Genomic DNA, 16,823 nt, shown 5'->3' with positions numbered 1-16,823 from the left:
GATGTAATTCGATATGAATGCTCACTTAGTGGCAGCTATAGTCAAATAACTGATGATACCAGTATGAAAGTTGTTGGGAATAATTTAATTATAATTTCCAATGGTCAGACTTTCACTTTTTCTTTAGATATTAAGAATGACATTTTAACTACAACGAGTGAGACTGATGGGCCAGAATCTTTAGAGCGACTAAACTCCATTCCTGATACATGTAATGGAAATGCTATGAAAATAGTATACATATCCTCTACAGATATATACGAAGGTCAAGACACCTCTTTTACAATTGACTTGAACTATAGGTTATTGGAGCCTTCAGCTACTATGAATGTGTTCTTTTCTGGAGAAAATGATGTATATTTTTCTCCTGATGAACCCTCAATAGACATCACACAAGCTGCTAATGGGAGTAGTTCAATTACTGTGAATCATGAGCCTATAGATTTAGAAGGTGCATCGCCATATTATTTAAATGTTTTAATGCAGCCATCTGACCCTGACTCAACGGCTATTTTTGACAGGAAATTATTAACAATACATTCTAATTGATCGTAATAAATATATAAAAACACGCCCTGAGGTCGGCAGTGAGCACTAAAGCTGACTGTTCAATATTTAAATAGGATCTCAGACAAATATATAAAGTAGACACCCAACCTAAAGTTTGTATTTTCTATATTTTCCACTAGCTTTTAATTAGTGAGAAAAATTAAAAGGACAGGCATATATTTTTGTTTGTCCAATTTTATTTCCTATCACGTTTACATATAAACTTTATTGGGTGTACCCTAAGTTTTTAAATCTAATTATAAGTAAACATGAAATTACGATTATTAATTTTAGCCTTATTATTCACTATCAGTGGTTGTAAAGCGCTAGGCCCACCTTTTCATAAAGCGGATAAACCACTAGATACTCGTTCGGCTGTATTTATATACAAGAGCCCTGAAGTAAAAAATGCCTTCCAAATTATCCTTAACAACGAGCATATCGCAACACTTGGACCATATGGTTACACTTGGCTATATCTTGAAGAAGGTAGCAACACCATTTCAATTTACGAAGGCTGGAACAGAAATAGTGAGAAGTATTCTTTAACTTTCAACACCCGCTCAAATGAAAAGTTTTACGCAAACATTTCATCAGGGTACAGTGAAACTGGAAGTAATCCTATGAATCAACTATTTTTCCAAAAAGTACCGTCAGATAGAGCACTAAAAGCTCTACCTCAGTACGTTTATCAAGAGAGTAAGCAAGTTAAATAAAACCGGCGTGATGAGATGAATAAAGATGACATATATGGCCACTCCGCCTGAGTCAAATTTTCAGGTGGTTTTTTATTCTTTTACAGTACATTTTTGTTATTACATGATGATCACCGCGTCAGCGAGTTTTTACTAATAAAGGTAATGGTCCTATGACATATATCCGGCGTCTAATGGCTATTTCGTTGCCGCGGCCTCATGAGATCCAAGAGGTCTTATTTGCCTTTGCACCCACGATGCCTCTAGGGCAGCTGTCATACTGAGGTTTCAAATAAGACAATAAATAATAAATAAAGATGACACCCATTCTAAAGGTTATATTTTCATCAGCTTTTAATTAGTATGAAAAAAACAGGGTAATGCATGGCAGTTGCAAGAAAACGTCAAATAAGTTTGGTTGATACAAAATACTATCATTGTATTTCTCGCTGTGTACGTCGAGCATTTTTATGCGGCAGGCTGTCTTATTGTTTAATACAGTCGATAAAGAGATGAACAAATAGACCTCTTGTGCGGACAAACGAAAGAGAATGCATTCACTTTATTCTGCGGCAGCTGTGTTGCCTTGTTCATCATCTAGAAAAGATGAGAAAGGCACTGCATTAATAAAGGGTAAACCCTTATTACCTTAAATAAACCACATACCTGCAATCCCTTCCAAAACGGCCATTAAAACAACACCAAGTTCTCTTTTTATAGTTACGTAAAATCGAAGTAACCGATTGAACCAGAATAAGAACTCAGCTATGGTTAAACCATCAATAAAAATAAATTAAAAACGGGTTATTCTAAAGCCTTGTTAGCTGTCTAGCATTTTTCATTAATTACGGAGAAATTAAATGGGATTAGGTGTTTGGTTTACATTTGTTGCCGCATGTGTTGTGTTTAGTCTTGCTCCTGGAGCAGGTACTGTTGCTTCAATTAATAATTCAATGATGGGAGGTATAAAAGCTGCTTTGAGAGGACTTATAGGGCTTCAATTGGCTCTGGCTCTTCATATATTGGTTGTCTCTTTTGGTTTAGGTGCACTGCTAGCATCATCAGCTGTTTTTTTCGAAATTGTTAAATATACTGGTGCCGCGTATTTGATATATCTTGGTTTCATAAAATGGCGAGAAAAAGGAACTCTAAATGTAGGTGAATCTTCTAATACTTCGGTTTATGGTCAACTTATTAAACAAGGCTTTGTGGTGAATTTAATGAACCCAAAATCAATCGTATTTTTAGCCGCATTCTTACCACAATTTGTTAATGTCAATAATTCACCCACAGAGCAATATATGATACTGGGTATAACGGTCATATTTATTGACAGTGTCGTTATGGTAGGTTACTCCTTGTTAGGTTTATTTGTGAAGCCGTACTTATCTAATCAAAGATTTATGTGTTTTGTGAATAAATTATTTGGCGCATTGTTTATTAGTATGGGAATAGTTCTAGCAAAGGCTGAGTAAAAACAGCTAATCGGTTGACGAAGGCCTCTAAACTCCAACCTTCCACACCACCCATCATGCGTTTTTATTAACAGGAAGTGCAATAGGCGGTTTTTAATTAGTATGAAAAAAAACAGGGTAATGCATGGCAGTTGCAAGAAAACGTAAATAAGTTTGGTTGATACAAAATACTATCACTGTATTTCTCGCTATGTACGCCGATCATTTCTATACGGCAATTAGAGTGGCTGTCTTATTTTTTGTTTTAGATGTCTGCTATGAGTAAGAGCGGGTAATTAAGTTTTTACCCTTACTGGGTTTATGACTTCAGTATTTATTTAAGGTGGGTGTCAATTTTTTTAACTTTGTAATTATAAACAACTAACTAGTGATTATAGGGAATATTTATGGGATATGGAGTGGTTCCTTTTAGAATGGATCTTGACCTTCTTTCAAGCATTCTAGGACCTAAAAATGCAAAAAAGGTTCATATGAAGTAATGTTTGGAATACTTAAGTCATCATTGGCTGGTCTAGATGACCAATTTGAAATAGAAGATGGCTGGCTTCCCGCAACGGATATATTGAGCTTATTTCTTAATGGAGGTACACCCCAAATAGCCGGGAATTGTACTAAGCACTGGTATGTGATTGAGCGTATTATTCAAGTATTTGGGGTGAAATTAAATAACAACAACTGGTATCCAAGTGACGCTGTCGACGTATTTTACGATTATGATGAATTCAAGATTTATAAGGTTGACCGGGAAGGGGAAATTAAAATAGGTTTACCCGATGACTTCCCTATCGTTTTCTCTCTAGAGCGAAAGGACTTCAGTAAGGCACTGAAAAATATTGGGAGTTGTGACATTTCCGTTGATCAAAAAATGCAGTTTGAAAGTTGGATTGCGGATTCGGACAAAGCCAATAATGATTTAATTTTATATTATTATTAGGGATGCTAGAGCGTGTGGACCTTTGTGGATTGAAATTTGTTCAATCTAGGGGCGATTTAATCGCGGCGCGAGGTTTGTAACCTAGCGGGCTAAGTAAAAACCGAGCAAAGTTTCCGCGTCCTGCTCTCGCCCCTTACCTACATCCGTGTCTGTCTCTTATACAGAAGTTTAAATTTTAATAGCGTTATGATCTAATGGTGTTTTTCTTTCCTAGTGAAAACACAATGTTTAATCCGAACCCTACAGAATGGGCACAAATGATTTTTGGACAAGCCAACTTGGGGGATCCTCGACGAACCAAACGATTAGTTCAACTCACCAGTGATATGGCTAGCAATACTTCCAGCTCAATTGTTAAGGCTTGCGGTTCTTCCGATAAAATCGAAGGTGCCTATCGTTTCATTCGAAATGAGAATATTTCCCCCGAAGACATGGCTAATGCAGGCTTCAAACATACTCATGATATTATGCAGCAAAGACCCTTGGTATTAGCTATCCAAGATACAACGGGCCTGACATTTAAACATAATGTTGTACAAGAGTTAGGTGACGTTTGTTGCTCAAAAAATGGAAAGACAAAAACAAGAACGCTTTATGCTCACTCAACTTTAGTATTGGATGCACACACAGAGCAAACCATTGGGTTAGCAAATCAACACTACTTTTATCGTGATAAAGCAGTAAAAGGAACACCAACAGAACAACAAAATAGACCCTTCGAAGAGAAAGAAACTTACCGGTGGAAGGCCTGTTTTGAAAAAATAAAGGCGAAAGTTAATGGAGTATCAAATGTTATTGATGTCTGCGATCGGGAAGCTGATATCTATGAATATTTGGATTATCACATTCAACATAAACACCGATTTTTAGTTCGAGCGAAAGAAAATCGGGTACTGCTCGATCCTAACAGCAAGCTAAAATCGCTCATTGAAACAAGCCCTCAACAGTGTAGTTATAGCGTCGAAATTAAACAACGAGGTGGGCGTAAAGCCAGAAAAGCCCATCTAATGTTAAGCTATGAATCCGTTGTTATCAAAAAGCCCCAACTGGGTGAAGGAGCAGCTTCGCTAAAGGTTAATGTGATTATTTGTAAGAAAAAAAACACTGATGTGGAAGATCCGCTCTGTTGGGTACTTTATACCAATGAAGCAATTAATAACCCGGAAGATGCATTGAAGATAGTCAGGTATTATGAATTACGTTGGCGGATAGAAGAGTTTCACAAAGTCTGGAAGTCAGACGGGACGGATGTTGAAAGGCTAAGATTGCAACGTAAAAACAATATAATGCGTACCGCCATTATTCAAGCATTTATTGCTGTACGTTTAATGCAGTTACAAGAAATAGCCCAAAATAATAAACAGGCAACACAAATCAACTGTGAAGAGTGTACACAAAAATTAACGTGGCAATTACTTTGGATGAGGACCGAAAAAGGAGCACCTCCCCCCGCAAGCCCACCTTCGGTCTACTGGTTTTATTATGCGTTAGCCCGACTCGGGGGTTGGAACGATAGTAAAAAAAATGGTCGGGTTGGTTTTAAGGCGTTATGGCTAGGCTGGTATAGGCTAATGGATATGGTTGAAGCTACTGAGCTATTAAAAGCGCTGCAGCAGGATGCTAACTTGTGATCAAGAGACAGACATCCGTGTAGGTAACAAAGAGTCAATCGCCCCTAGGAAGAACCCTTTGGGCAGCGCATGTTTGGCATTTATACTGCGTTATCACCTATTTATGGGGAGCAACCACACACCATAGGCGCTGCCTTGCCTAAATACCAAACACACTGCTGAAAAATTAATCACGAAAGGTCAACACGCCCTTGCATGAAGCAGGGAACCAAGAAAGCATTATTAAAATAATAAATAATGGTGATGTAATTCGATATAAATGCTCACTTAGTGGCAGCTATAGTCAAATAACTGATGATACCAGTATGAAAGTTGTTGGGAATAATTTAATTATAACTTCCAATGGTCAGACTTTCACTTTTTCTTTAGATATTAAGAATGACATTTTAACTACAACGAGTGAGACTGATGGGCCAGAATCTTTAGAGCGACTAAACTCCATTCCTGATACATGTAATGGAAATGCTATGAAAATAGTATACATATCCTCTACAGATATATACGAAGGTCAAGACACCTCTTTTACAATTGACTTGAACTATAGGTTATTGGAGCCTTCAGCTACTATGAATGTGTTCTTTTCAGGAGAAAATGATGTATATTTTTCTCCTGATGAACCCTCAATAGACATCACACAAGCTGCTAATGGGAGTAGTTCAATTGCTGTGAATCATGAGCCTATAGATTTAGAAGGTGCATCGCCATATTATTTAAATGTTTTAATGCAGCCATCTGACTCTGATTCAACGGCTATTTTTGACAGGAAATTATTAACAATACATTCTAATTGATCGTAATAAATATATAAAAACACGCCCTGAGGTCGGCAGTGAGCACTAAAGCTGACTGTTCAACATTTAAATAGGATCTCGGGTATGGTTGATATATCAATTAAAATACTATAAAAAGAGTAATTCGACAAACTTGTTTGAATGCTATAAATTTTTGAGTATTTATAAAGGAACGGTATGAGAATAAAGCAAACCATAATAATAACTATACTTTCTTTTCTACTTTTGTCATGTGAATCAACAAGCACAATAAGAAAGTCATCACTCTCACTTGAAGTTAAAGAAATGACAGGAATAACTGAATATAAAAAAGGAAATTATGAACAAGCATTTAATTTGCTTAAGGAGCCCGCTGCATGGGGTTACAAAGGCTCGCAGTACGTATTAGCTTATATGTTTTTAAAAGGTCAATATGTTGAACAGTCAATTCTGCTTGGAATGGGGTGGTTAGGTGTAGCCAAAGAGGCAAATGTAAAAGAGTGGAACACAGAGTATGAATATTTTTATTCATACGCCACAGCTGAACAAAAACAAAATATAAATGAAATAGTCAATGAATACATTAAAAGGTACGGGTTAAAGGCTCAGCATGTTACTTGTCAAAAGTCTCTTAATACGTCTACAAATAAAGTTGATGTAAAATGTCATAAATATGAAAGTCTCAGCACGCTATATGAAGTTGATATGATTGAGTAGTTAACGTAGCCAAAGATAGACCTTGAGCTAAAATTCATTTTTCGCTGTAAGTTTTAATTACGATGATTTCTGACTGTATGCCCAAATCATTAACTCTGGTCTAACAGCACAAAGCAATCTAATTTCTAGATCTATTATTTATATATTTTTATGTCTTCTTAAGCGCTGAGCCTCTTTGTGAATAATTCAATTAATTTTATCACCAAGAGGTTATTTCTTAAAAAGTGTACTAACCGAAGTGCGGGATAAACGCACGTCCTAGCTTCTGTAACCAAGCTTTTAGTATTAAAATAACCCCAAGCTTTCTTTTTATATTTTACGCGAAATAAAAGTAATCGATTGAAGCAAAATAGGAACTAAGCTATGGTAAATCATCAACAAAAATAAATTTTAAATGAGTTGTTCTTTTACAAGCTCGTTATGTGTTTTTATCATCGCAGAATGATTTAAGGAGCCAAATTGAGAAGAGCAATCGTTAGAATATTTAATCCGTCTGTAGTGAAATTATCTGGTGACATAATTGATATTGAATCTTTGGAAATTCCGAAAATAGAGAAAGAATTATTGCAAGACTTTAAAACTCGTATACTTAAATATAACTACGAGTTATGTTCTGAAAAAAATGGTATCACTGAATATACATCTACCAAGAGTAAAAGTTGGAGCTTGAAAGTAGTCGTAACGGAGAATGAAATATCCTTTACATGCCCAGAAACAAAGATGTTTAATTCATCACTTTTGTTTGAATCATTTCAAACAGCCTCTGAGCTATGTGATCACGATCGCCTTGCTTTACTCGATTGTAGTAGAGATAAGCAATGGATGAACCTAGCGCATTTACACAGATAAAAAATGAAATTGCTTGGTGCCTAAACATATAAAAGCAGGCCCTGAGGGCCACACCAAGCATTACTGCTCATCTTCCAACACTTAAAATTTAATGATAGAAATAAGATTAGAATATGAGTCAGTCCATAAAATACGCTGCTCTTTATTCAAACTAAAATAAGTGGCGCGTTTTTTAATCGAATTATCAAGATAAAAGTCTTGGTTATTGGTAACCACTACCCATTCTGCCGTATGTTCATTTTCATCATCGGAGGCGGAATAAAAATGCTGCATTTGCATGCCCGCTTTTTCAGATAAGGTGGCTACTAATGGTAATAAATCAAGGTGGTTATTAGAAATATGCAGCACCAGTAAACCGTCGTTCTCTAAGTGCTGCCAATACAGTTCAAAGGCCTCTAAGGTCAGTAAGTGAACTGGAATAGAGTCACTGGAAAATGCATCAACGATTAAAATTTGATATTGCTGGCTACCTTGTTGTTTAAGTTCGTTTTGTAATGTGATCCTCGCATCGCCCAAGCGCACAGAGACATCTGCTTTGGAGGCTGATAAGTAACTAAAATAGCGATTTGCTGCAATCTCAACATGCGGGTTTAATTCGTAAAATACATATTCATCACCCGCATTTCCGTAGCTTGCTAGTGTGCCCGTACCTAGCCCAATAATGCCAACTTTTGTAGTCTCATTTTTGAAGTGCTGCAATGCTAATGATACACCGGTATTCTCGCGGTAATAACTAGTAGGGATTGTGTTATCTGTTGATAATAACTGTGTGCCATGTGATGTAGAGCCATCAAACAGCATGCGTACTGGCTGCTCAGTGTTTGTAAAATCTTTAACCGTTAATGTGCCGTAAAAATTACGGCTCGTATATATATCTTCTTGGTTATACAGGTTATTGAGTTTTAAAAAGTATCCACCAAATAAGGTCAAAGCAATCGCAGCCATTAGCATAAGGTGCATATTGTGCTTTTTTAGTTGCTTACTTAATGAAGCCGTATTTTGCTGTGAATAAACAGACCAACAAAAAAGCAGATAAACAAGTACGATTGCAATGAGAAACTCGTAGTATTGAGTAAACAAATACTCAGCAATAATGGAGGTGAATGCGCTGCCTACAACTCCACCTAGCGCCATAATTAAGTAAAACCAAGTAAGCGCGTGCTTTTTTGGTTTTAGGCTAAATAACTCACCATGGCATAGCATACAAGCAGAGAATAAAATTAAAGTATAAATAACAATTTGAGTAATAATATTAAATTGTGTGCCAATAAAAAACATCAATAATGACGCGATTGAACAACCACAAAATAAGGTTAACCAGTACTTACGTACATACCATTTTTCGGTATTAAAACAAATTATATAACTAAGCAAATAAATACACAGGGGAAGTATCCATAGAAAAGGCGTTGGCGGTATATTGATAGTCATTGCGTTAGTTGTTGAGACCATCACTGTCACACTCGTAGCAGATAGCAACAACCATAACAGTATTCTACTTACCTTAATTGGTTTTTCGACGGCGGTATTTTCAGCTGTATTTTCACTGTTAGTAGTCTGTGTATTGTAAAGCCGATACCCACTTAAAAGCATAAATACTGCAAATAAGGTGTACAAGGTCGACCATATGTTTGCTTGTAATGTTGTATTAAATATTGGCTCAATAACAAATGGGTATGATAACAGTGCTAATAATGACGCTAAGTTAGACAATGAATATAGTCGATACGGCTCTTTATTAATTTCTATTGTGCTATACCATTTTTGAATTAATGGCGCTGTCGCTGACAATAAAAAATAGGGAAACCCAATACTAAGCAATAATGAAAATATGATCTCAAGCTGTGGGGTTTGCCATTCAAAAATTGTGCTTTTTGTAAATGAAGTAATGGGTAACAAAAGTAAACTAAGGGCAATTAAAGTACAGTGAATGCTCACTTGATGATTTAATTTAGATAACCGAGTTAAACAGTGTGAATATAGATAACCTAAAAGCAGGAAAAGCTGGAAAAACAACATGCAAGCTGTCCAAATTGCTGCTCCTCCACCAAAAATTGGCAATGCCATTTTTGCTAAGATTGGCTGAATTTGAAAGAGTAAAAAAGAACTAAGAAAAATCGTAATTAAAAAAGCCATAAATAAACACTAACCCACATTAAAGTAGGCCGCTTTTAAGTTAAACAGCACTACTAATATCCATTTTATTAAAAGCATGATCATGCTAGTGAATTAAATAACTCATAAACTGCGTTATTTAATAATGGCTCACTAATTTAATGAAATGGGTATAACTCCCTGATGTATTGAGATTATTACATACTTAGCTATTCAATTAATACTTTGTTTGAAAATGGGGTAGTCGAATGAGCCTCATATAGCATTTATGCGTGTTTGATTTGATTGTCGTTAGTGTTAATCGTTACTTGACTGATAAATCATATTTAAGTACCAAAGTATCAATATACCGTGTGCGCAGTGTTTGTTGCTTTTCGTGATCAGCGCCGTGGCTCAGGGCACGGTTAAGTAACTTTAATGCAGGGTGTAGTTTTATGCGCTCATCTTGTGTTAAGTTTGCTTTAGTACGCAGCTCAGTTATGTCGTCTACGATAAGGCGGCCTATATCGACTGCGGCCATTTCGTCGATTAATCCGTTTTGTGTTAATACGCCGTATTTACTACATAAAAACTGTTGCCATACTTGCTGCAAATGTTCTTCAAGTTCACAGCCAAACAACTCTTCGTTAAACTCAAATCCTTGTTGCGCTAATTTAGTTAAGCTTGCTGTGTACTGTTGTGCAAAATAATTAAAAGCATGGCTAGATGATTCTATTTTTTGTTTTGCTAAACCTTGCCCCCAATTAACACAACCTCGTGGGTAATAATCGTCATATTCTTCACATTCATATAACCCTGAATAGGAACTGCAACTAAGCTGATTTTTTATACAATAACTAGGTTTTGGGAATAACCCATTTTGTTGCCAATCGCCAAGGGTGTCTTCATCGATTGCTAAAGCATGGCAAAGCTCTTCGCTATGGTAAAAGTGGGTTGCTAAAAATCGTGATAAACGCATAAAAGTGCACTCAAGGTTAAAAAATAAATATACTGTCTATTTATACAGTTGTTTATTTTGACCTATGCACCTGAATAACACAAGTTATTTAATAAATTAGTGCCCCAATACTCGGAAAATGCCCGCTTTTATGATACAAATACGGCAAGTTTTTTTAAGAATATTTTTTTATGCGCTCCCTAGAACAAATTAAGCAAGCAAGTCTTATTACAGCAATTAAAACGCCGTATCTTCGTACTGGTGAAATTGATTTAGCCACGTACGATTTTTTAGTTGAACAGCAAATAGCTGCCGGTGTTGATGGTATTGTTGTTGGTGGCACAACGGGCGAAGGCCAGTTAATGAACTGGGAAGAGCATTTAATGCTGATTGCACACAGCGTTAATAAGTACTCAGGTAAGTTGATTATAGTGGGCAATACAGGCAGCAATAATACCCGTGAGGCAGTTAAAGCCACTGAATATGGCTTTGCAAGTGGTATGGATGCTGCATTGCAAATTAACCCTTATTACGGGCGTACATCACTGGCTGGCGTAAAAGAGCACTTTAAACGTGTATTAGCGATTGGACCTGCGTTTATTTATAACGTAGCCGGTCGCACAGGGCAAGATTTAACGCCTGACATTATGGAGCCTTTAGCTCAACACGAAAACTTTATTGGTGTAAAAGAGTGTGGTGGTAATGAGCGTGTTAGCCATTATGAACAGCAAGGTATTGCATGTTGGTCTGGTAATGATGATGAAGCACATGACGCTCGCCATAAGTTTGGTGCACATGGCGTTATTTCAGTAACTTCTAATTTGATCCCTGGTTTGTTCCGAGAATTAATGGATACCCAAAACGACAATTTAAATCAATCATTACAGCCTTTGATCGACTGGTTATTCTGTGAGCCAAACCCAATAGCGATTAATACGGCATTGATGATGACAGGGGCGGTTAAACCTGTATTTAGATTACCGTATGTACCACTTAATGACGAGCAACAAACGCAGGGCGTTACTCTTATAAATGCATTATCAGTTGACGATTTTGTTGGTGATATCGCGGTACCATTAGTTACTAAGGATTTAGTGATAGGCTAAAACAGTCTATTACTGAGTTTAAAAAGTCACCTTTGGGTGACTTTTTTGTTTAGGCTACTGCTCCAATGAGTAATTCACTCAGCTTAGCTTCTTGCTCAGCGACTTGTTCGAGCTTATTGGCTATATCGTCTAAGCTGATGTCACCCCGTTTTTTACAATATTTAACGGCATCCATAGCGAACTCTCGCCATAAGTCACCTACTAATGTTGTGTGTTCAGCGCATTGATTAAGAGCAGGGGTTTGAGTGAGCTGTGCGGCTTGCTCTAAAAAGCTCGCATACATAAATCTAAATCCAGCACCACCGGTGCCTATCTCTTCTTGCATACGCACAATGTGAGCTAGATAAAGGCGGGCATATTTAGGTGGCTTTTTATCTAACTGACGAATTTGTTTCGCCATATGACGAATGCCTTTTAGACCAAAATAAGGCAATACTAAGCCGTTCATCATTTTTGCGGTTTTTTTAATGGCTGGTTTAATAACGTGTTCAAGCTGTGTGTGAGTTGGCGTGCTGCGGATCACATACATGAGTCCTTTGGCTGCCAAAGCCCCTTTGGCGAAACGGGCATTTTTTAAATCCTCTGCAGCGCAGGTGACAGGGTGTTCAAATACAGGATCGCTGATCAAGTATTCACCTTGTTCATTTTTACCGTATACCACTAAGTTATGCGCATTAAAATGAAAACGCATATCTTCAGGGAAATAGGGCAACCAATAAACAGAACTCTGCAGGCCAACTAAGTTACCTTTGGCAAGTTCGTCATCGAGTGCTTGCATTCCTACATCTGGGTTTGAAAATTTTCGTGTTTCAAGATCAATATTTAGTTTTTTACATACCTTTTTTATGATTGTTTTTGGTGGCATGCGATAAGCAATAAGCGGCATACCACTTATTTTTACAAAAGGTAAATAAGCAAAAGTGAGGGCCGAAGCGAGGCCAAAAGCCATTGGCTCGCTCATATCAATGCCTTTACTTTGTAAAAGAGTGGCTACAACACCAGTTTCACAATGTGATGATTGCTGGTGGTTAATCGGTAAAATAATGTCAGGCATGAAGAGTTCGTTATTGTGAAGGCAATGAAAGTAAGGCGTCACGGCTAATTTTTAGCGTATCGCAATAGCGGTTTATGTTTTTATCAGACAATTTGGCAAAAATTGCGGGGCGTAAATGGCGTTTGATTTGCCATTGGAAAAAACCACTGGCGCCAGCAAGGGTCGCAATATCAAAGCGCCTTGCTAGCATATGATATGCCAGTGGTGAAATTTCACCGCGCAATGCTTGCTCAAGAGCTTGCGCGGTTTGTTCATTTAAATCATCAACAGCTAACTGGGTTGCAAAACTTTCGATTTCCCAACCAGATGATTTAACCCCTTGATAATGACCGCTATCATCTACAGCGTAAAGTAACTTGTTTTGGCCTTGGTAGCTTTTACTATTATCTTGAGGTACGTCATCTTTTTTCATAAAGTGCTCTTAACTATCGACTAACTACGGTTAATTGCATAAATGCACTTGAAAAACGCCCACTTTCTGGCACGTAACACAGTAATTTTTGACCGTCAGTCAATCGCCCTGACTTAAATAACTCGTCCAGCATAATGAAAATTGACGCAGAGCCCGTATTACCCTTTTCAGTTAAATTCGTAAACCATTTTTCAAATGGAATTTGAAAGTCGATGTTACTTAGGCCATCAAATAAACGCTCACGAAAGTAACCTGAAGAATAGTGCGGTAAGAAAAAGTCGTAATCAGTGGCCGTAAGTGCACGTTTTTTAGCTATTTTACTTAGGGCATCTTCAACAGTGTATTTTACAATGTTTTCGTTAAGTAGTTTTACATCTTGTTTGACTGATAAAATTGACTGCTGTTCTCGTTCTTTAGAGTCATAACGGGTCCAGCTTTTAAGTTGCCCATCGATTTTTTCAGCGCCAGCGTACATACACGCTTCTAGCTGATCTGCATAGGAGATAATATCAATCCAATCGATGCGCAAAGATAAACCGGTAGGATTTGCTTGGTTACTTAATAATGCAGCACCTGCACCATCAGAAAGCATCCAACGTAGAAAGTCTTTTTCAAAAGCAATTTCAGGTTTTTGATCCAGCATGTCTACTTTGTAATCACTCTCAGCACTAAAATTTCGGGAATGCATTACATTTGATGCTAATTCACTTGCAACAACGGCGCTGTGTTGGCTTTCGCCTGCTTTAACATTTAGGTAGGCGTATTTAAGTGCAGTCATACCACACAAACAAATCCCCGCAGTTGAGACAACCTCAAGGCTTGGGTTTTTAAGTTCACCATGGACCATAACACCGTGATTAGGCATGATTTGATCGGCCATCGAGGTACTTGCAACTAAACAGTCTAGTTGCTCTAGTCGGGTACCATCAATTGAAAATAAACCACGTACTGCGTCTGCAGCTAAAGAGGCATTGGTATAATTATACTCGCCTGTTTGAGGGTCGATGGCGTAGTAGCGGTTTTTAATTTGATTACTACGTAAAATGACTGGTTTAGCGCGTGAGCGCTGCCCTCCCACTTCACCTAATACAACTTCCATTTCTTTATTACTAACAGCTTCATTAGGCAATACAGCATGCAAGTTGTTTATGTATACAGCATTTTCCATAACGTACAACTACTCTCCTGATGGCTCGGCAAAATAGGCTTTTTGCTTGGCAATTCTTTTTCTAGTTAAGGGGGTGATTAATTTTTTTATTATTGCAGTAATTGGTACTACAGTAATAATTAAGGTCAGCAAAAATAACACATAGATCAATAGCCCACAACTGCGCCGCGTTGAGTGCATTGGGCCAAGCGTACTGAGGATTTTACTCCAAATGCGAAAGCTGTGTTGGCCAACACGCTCACTTGCAATAAACTTTTCATTTACTTTAACGGCGCCAAGGCCTTTTAATACAGGTTGTTGTAAGTATTGTTTATCTTGCAGTGCGTGTAATGCATTTTCTATCGCAACACCAAAACGACTGGCAGCTTTAATTTCATGCTCCGCTACCCCTGCTGCAGGTACCCACGAAACTGACTTTTTCTTGCCGGAGAACATCCAAAGAGGCGTTGCTAAGAAGCTAAAACCAGTTCCACATTCATCGCTAAGCACGACATTATCGATTAAATTGGCATTTACATTTTTTAGTAGCTGCTTCATTTTTTCTTGTGCACTTAACCACATACCACGACAGCCAATGACGGTAATGACAGGTTTATTGTTAAGTAGTCGTTGTGCTTGCTCTGACTGCATAAATGATGAAATAGGTAATGATGGAGATAAAAACCAGACTTGGTAAGTTAAAATAATTAAATCATAGTCATCATGTGCAGGCTCAACGACTTCCATAGGCTGGGGAGTCATTTTTACGCATTCAGGAAATATATGAAAAAATGTCAAAAAAGGCCATGGGAATGGGAATGGGGTACTTGGTTTTAAATTCAAATAATCAACAGTTATAGCTTCATTGGCACGTAAAGGAGTGACAATTGATTCTGTAATATTAGTCAGTTGACCCGTTTGTGAATAATGAATAACGAGGACCTTGCGCATCCTTTTACCTTTCCTAACGTCCTAAAAGTTCGCTATTATACATAACTATCAAAAATCAAACCATATAAATGGATGTTTACATGATGAAAATAATGGTTATTTTAATGATGCCTATGCTGTTTTCTGGTCAGCTTTTAGCTAATTCAGACCGTATCTCGCTGGCTATTTCATTCGCTAAATTCAAACAGCAAGAAGGTAACCTTCATTATCAAGTTCTTGATTGTAATGATAGCGAGGGTTCTTGGGATACGTTGGCGGTGATCACAACACAGCAACTACCAGTGTCCGCGGCTGTACACGATGTTACGGTTGAAGATTTACCCGTGGGAAAGTATTGCGTTCGTTTTTTTCAAGATTTAAATGCTAATGGGGAACTAGATCTTGCTGCAAACTCGGTTCCGCGTGAGCCTGTAGGCTTTTCAAATAATCCAAGTTTAATGATGGGCCAACCAGAACCTGAAGATTGTGTACTCCAATTGACACAAGATGAAGCGATTAAGGTAAAAGTTAATAATAAAAGACGGCGCTAATTCGCGGCGTCTTTTATGTTTGGTATTATTTAACCTAAGGTAAGGTTAGTTAAATTGCTTTGCTATTTCTTCTAAATTAAGTGTGCCTACTTGGTAATAGGGGCCTTTTCCTTTGATATGTGCTGGGCAATGTTTGCGTAATGCACGTACTGAGCTATTTTGCGCAGCGTCTTCAATTAGTCTTTTATAGCGACCATCTGTGTTTCTTGCTAATCCTTTACATACCCACGCTAATGTATCGTATTGTTGTTTACGAGCTTGCTGGTAATTTTGCGCAAAATACTCAGCTAAAGTATCGGTTACCTGTTGTGATGCATCACTTCTTATTGCGTAATCTTGAGCTAAACGTTTTATTTCAAGAACATTACCATGAGAAATGTCTAGTAAAGCTTGTTCTTCAATACTTCGGGATTGTGTCGCTTTTTTTGGAAGGGCTTGGAGTTGCTCTAAATTAATACTGCCGATGGTGTATTGTTCAACATGACTTTTTGGAAGACGTTTATACGACTTTTTAGCGTGTTTACGTACCTTCTTATGAGCGTCACTTTTAATTACACGATAAAGTAAATCACGGTATCGGGCACTATTAGACTCCCCAAGCGCTCTACATGCCCATGCTATTGAGTCTAGCTGATAATCAGGTGCGCTAAGGTAATTTTGTGCAACAAACTCTGCGAGTACATCAAGCACTTGCGTATTTGAAATATTGTTTGCAACTATAGATTGTGCTGCCATTGTCAGCTGGCTTAAATCACCTGATATTAGGCGATCGTAATCACGTTGCTCAGTGGAAGTTAAAGCAAAGGCAGAACTTGATAATGTAACTAAACTTAATCCTATTAATAACGACTTTAATGAAAACATAATCATTCCTTGTTTAAAAGAAGAAAATGCAGATTAGATGTCATCTGCGTGGCTATAATGATAATCGCCGAAGAAGGGGACAACAAG

At 37.5% G+C, this 16,823-nt stretch carries 17 protein-coding genes and 2 pseudogenes; 12 read left to right on the top strand and 7 right to left on the bottom strand.

Translation table 11 applies throughout. The features are described 5' to 3' along the window. The 10 genes and pseudogenes from ACJJVX_RS00990 to ACJJVX_RS00945 all read left to right on the top strand — a co-directional run. Positions 1-549 (top strand): hypothetical protein (locus ACJJVX_RS00990; RefSeq protein ID WP_405629606.1); only part of this gene is annotated, 549 nt, incomplete at its 5' end. A 269-nt stretch (positions 550-818) separates the two neighbouring features. Further along, the gene (locus ACJJVX_RS00985; protein ID WP_054456138.1) at positions 819-1,265 is read left to right on the top strand and encodes a hypothetical protein; all 447 of its coding nucleotides are present in this window, start codon (positions 819-821) and stop codon (positions 1,263-1,265) included. A 363-nt stretch (positions 1,266-1,628) separates the two neighbouring features. Continuing rightward, positions 1,629-1,721, top strand: a pseudogene (locus tag ACJJVX_RS00980) (Mobile element protein); the annotation flags it as partial. A 383-nt stretch (positions 1,722-2,104) separates the two neighbouring features. Continuing rightward, positions 2,105-2,719: a homoserine/homoserine lactone efflux protein gene (gene rhtB, locus ACJJVX_RS00975; RefSeq protein ID WP_054456140.1), complete on the top strand. Its 615-nt coding sequence runs from the start codon at positions 2,105-2,107 to the stop codon at positions 2,717-2,719. Positions 2,720-2,843: 124 nt separating this feature from the next. Further along, a pseudogene (locus ACJJVX_RS00970) lies at positions 2,844-2,935 on the top strand (Mobile element protein); the annotation flags it as partial. 262 nt (positions 2,936-3,197) lie between these two features. Then, on the top strand, positions 3,198-3,653 hold the full coding sequence (locus tag ACJJVX_RS00965) for a hypothetical protein (protein ID WP_405629603.1): 456 nt from the start codon (positions 3,198-3,200) through the stop codon (positions 3,651-3,653). Between the two features lie 224 nt (positions 3,654-3,877). Continuing rightward, complete coding sequence (locus tag ACJJVX_RS00960) at positions 3,878-5,284, top strand: IS4 family transposase (RefSeq protein WP_405629600.1); 1,407 nt, start codon at positions 3,878-3,880, stop codon at positions 5,282-5,284. A gap of 191 nt (positions 5,285-5,475) precedes the next feature. After that, positions 5,476-6,075: a hypothetical protein gene (locus ACJJVX_RS00955; RefSeq protein WP_405629598.1), complete on the top strand. Its 600-nt coding sequence runs from the start codon at positions 5,476-5,478 to the stop codon at positions 6,073-6,075. A 177-nt stretch (positions 6,076-6,252) separates the two neighbouring features. After that, the gene (locus ACJJVX_RS00950; protein WP_054203856.1) at positions 6,253-6,771 is read left to right on the top strand and encodes a hypothetical protein; all 519 of its coding nucleotides are present in this window, start codon (positions 6,253-6,255) and stop codon (positions 6,769-6,771) included. 459 nt (positions 6,772-7,230) lie between these two features. Next, positions 7,231-7,620, top strand: a complete 390-nt coding sequence (locus ACJJVX_RS00945) for a hypothetical protein (protein ID WP_054454727.1) — start codon at positions 7,231-7,233, stop codon at positions 7,618-7,620. 81 nt (positions 7,621-7,701) lie between these two features. On the opposite strand, the gene ACJJVX_RS00940 is transcribed toward ACJJVX_RS00945, so the two are convergent. Both ACJJVX_RS00940 and ACJJVX_RS00935 read right to left on the bottom strand, forming a co-directional pair. Next, positions 7,702-9,756, bottom strand: coding sequence for a fused MFS/spermidine synthase (locus ACJJVX_RS00940; protein ID WP_054454725.1), 2,055 nt, complete (start codon positions 9,754-9,756; stop codon positions 7,702-7,704). A gap of 283 nt (positions 9,757-10,039) precedes the next feature. Next, a complete protein-coding gene (locus ACJJVX_RS00935; RefSeq protein ID WP_170172804.1) occupies positions 10,040-10,693 on the bottom strand; it encodes a DUF6058 family natural product biosynthesis protein in 654 nt (217 codons plus the stop codon). A gap of 170 nt (positions 10,694-10,863) precedes the next feature. Here ACJJVX_RS00935 and dapA point away from each other — a divergent pair, with 170 nt between their 5' ends. Continuing rightward, positions 10,864-11,778: a 4-hydroxy-tetrahydrodipicolinate synthase gene (dapA, locus tag ACJJVX_RS00930; RefSeq protein ID WP_054203852.1), complete on the top strand. Its 915-nt coding sequence runs from the start codon at positions 10,864-10,866 to the stop codon at positions 11,776-11,778. Positions 11,779-11,827: 49 nt separating this feature from the next. Here dapA and ACJJVX_RS00925 read toward each other — a convergent pair whose 3' ends face one another. Genes ACJJVX_RS00925 through ACJJVX_RS00910 form a run of 4 tightly spaced genes read right to left on the bottom strand, consistent with a single transcriptional unit; the run spans position 11,828 to position 15,342 of the window. Next, positions 11,828-12,832 (bottom strand): BtrH N-terminal domain-containing protein, encoded by a 1,005-nt coding sequence (locus tag ACJJVX_RS00925; protein ID WP_054454719.1) that lies wholly within the window; start codon positions 12,830-12,832, stop codon positions 11,828-11,830. 10 nt (positions 12,833-12,842) lie between these two features. Then, positions 12,843-13,244, bottom strand: a complete 402-nt coding sequence (locus ACJJVX_RS00920; protein WP_054203850.1) for a hypothetical protein — start codon at positions 13,242-13,244, stop codon at positions 12,843-12,845. Positions 13,245-13,257: 13 nt separating this feature from the next. Further along, a complete protein-coding gene (locus ACJJVX_RS00915) occupies positions 13,258-14,412 on the bottom strand; it encodes a beta-ketoacyl-ACP synthase III (protein WP_054454717.1) in 1,155 nt (384 codons plus the stop codon). 9 nt (positions 14,413-14,421) lie between these two features. After that, on the bottom strand, positions 14,422-15,342 hold the full coding sequence (locus ACJJVX_RS00910) for a hypothetical protein (RefSeq protein ID WP_054203848.1): 921 nt from the start codon (positions 15,340-15,342) through the stop codon (positions 14,422-14,424). A gap of 80 nt (positions 15,343-15,422) precedes the next feature. Between ACJJVX_RS00910 and ACJJVX_RS00905 the strand changes: the two genes are divergently transcribed. Then, on the top strand, positions 15,423-15,872 hold the full coding sequence (locus ACJJVX_RS00905) for a DUF2141 domain-containing protein (RefSeq protein WP_054203847.1): 450 nt from the start codon (positions 15,423-15,425) through the stop codon (positions 15,870-15,872). Positions 15,873-15,917: 45 nt separating this feature from the next. Here the strand turns inward: ACJJVX_RS00905 and ACJJVX_RS00900 are convergent, their stop codons facing one another. Beyond that, entirely contained in the window at positions 15,918-16,736 is an 819-nt protein-coding gene (locus ACJJVX_RS00900; protein WP_054203846.1) for a hypothetical protein, read from the bottom strand. Between the last annotated feature and the right edge of the window lie 87 nt (positions 16,737-16,823).

It is taken from the genome of Pseudoalteromonas sp. Ld20 (assembly GCF_045064175.1).
Classification (GTDB): domain Bacteria; phylum Pseudomonadota; class Gammaproteobacteria; order Enterobacterales; family Alteromonadaceae; genus Pseudoalteromonas; species Pseudoalteromonas neustonica.
This window is presented reverse-complemented; position numbering and strand designations above follow the sequence as displayed.

Bases quoted from the DNA above. Each gene is read 5' to 3' on its own strand.
- ACJJVX_RS00940 (WP_054454725.1), bottom strand. From the start codon at position 9,756: ATGGCTTTTTTAATTACGATTTTTCTTAGTTCTTTTTTACTCTTTCAA.
- rhtB (WP_054456140.1), top strand. From the start codon at position 2,105: ATGGGATTAGGTGTTTGGTTTACATTTGTTGCCGCATGTGTTGTGTTT.
- ACJJVX_RS00935 (WP_170172804.1), bottom strand. From the start codon at position 10,693: ATGCGTTTATCACGATTTTTAGCAACCCACTTTTACCATAGCGAAGAG.
- ACJJVX_RS00910 (WP_054203848.1), bottom strand. From the start codon at position 15,342: ATGCGCAAGGTCCTCGTTATTCATTATTCACAAACGGGTCAACTGACT.
- dapA (WP_054203852.1), top strand. From the start codon at position 10,864: ATGCGCTCCCTAGAACAAATTAAGCAAGCAAGTCTTATTACAGCAATT.
- ACJJVX_RS00925 (WP_054454719.1), bottom strand. From the start codon at position 12,832: ATGCCTGACATTATTTTACCGATTAACCACCAGCAATCATCACATTGT.
- ACJJVX_RS00950 (WP_054203856.1), top strand. From the start codon at position 6,253: ATGAGAATAAAGCAAACCATAATAATAACTATACTTTCTTTTCTACTT.
- ACJJVX_RS00915 (WP_054454717.1), bottom strand. From the start codon at position 14,412: ATGGAAAATGCTGTATACATAAACAACTTGCATGCTGTATTGCCTAAT.
- ACJJVX_RS00920 (WP_054203850.1), bottom strand. From the start codon at position 13,244: ATGAAAAAAGATGACGTACCTCAAGATAATAGTAAAAGCTACCAAGGC.
- ACJJVX_RS00900 (WP_054203846.1), bottom strand. From the start codon at position 16,736: ATGTTTTCATTAAAGTCGTTATTAATAGGATTAAGTTTAGTTACATTA.
- ACJJVX_RS00960 (WP_405629600.1), top strand. From the start codon at position 3,878: ATGTTTAATCCGAACCCTACAGAATGGGCACAAATGATTTTTGGACAA.
- ACJJVX_RS00965 (WP_405629603.1), top strand. From the start codon at position 3,198: ATGTTTGGAATACTTAAGTCATCATTGGCTGGTCTAGATGACCAATTT.
- ACJJVX_RS00985 (WP_054456138.1), top strand. From the start codon at position 819: ATGAAATTACGATTATTAATTTTAGCCTTATTATTCACTATCAGTGGT.
- ACJJVX_RS00905 (WP_054203847.1), top strand. From the start codon at position 15,423: ATGATGAAAATAATGGTTATTTTAATGATGCCTATGCTGTTTTCTGGT.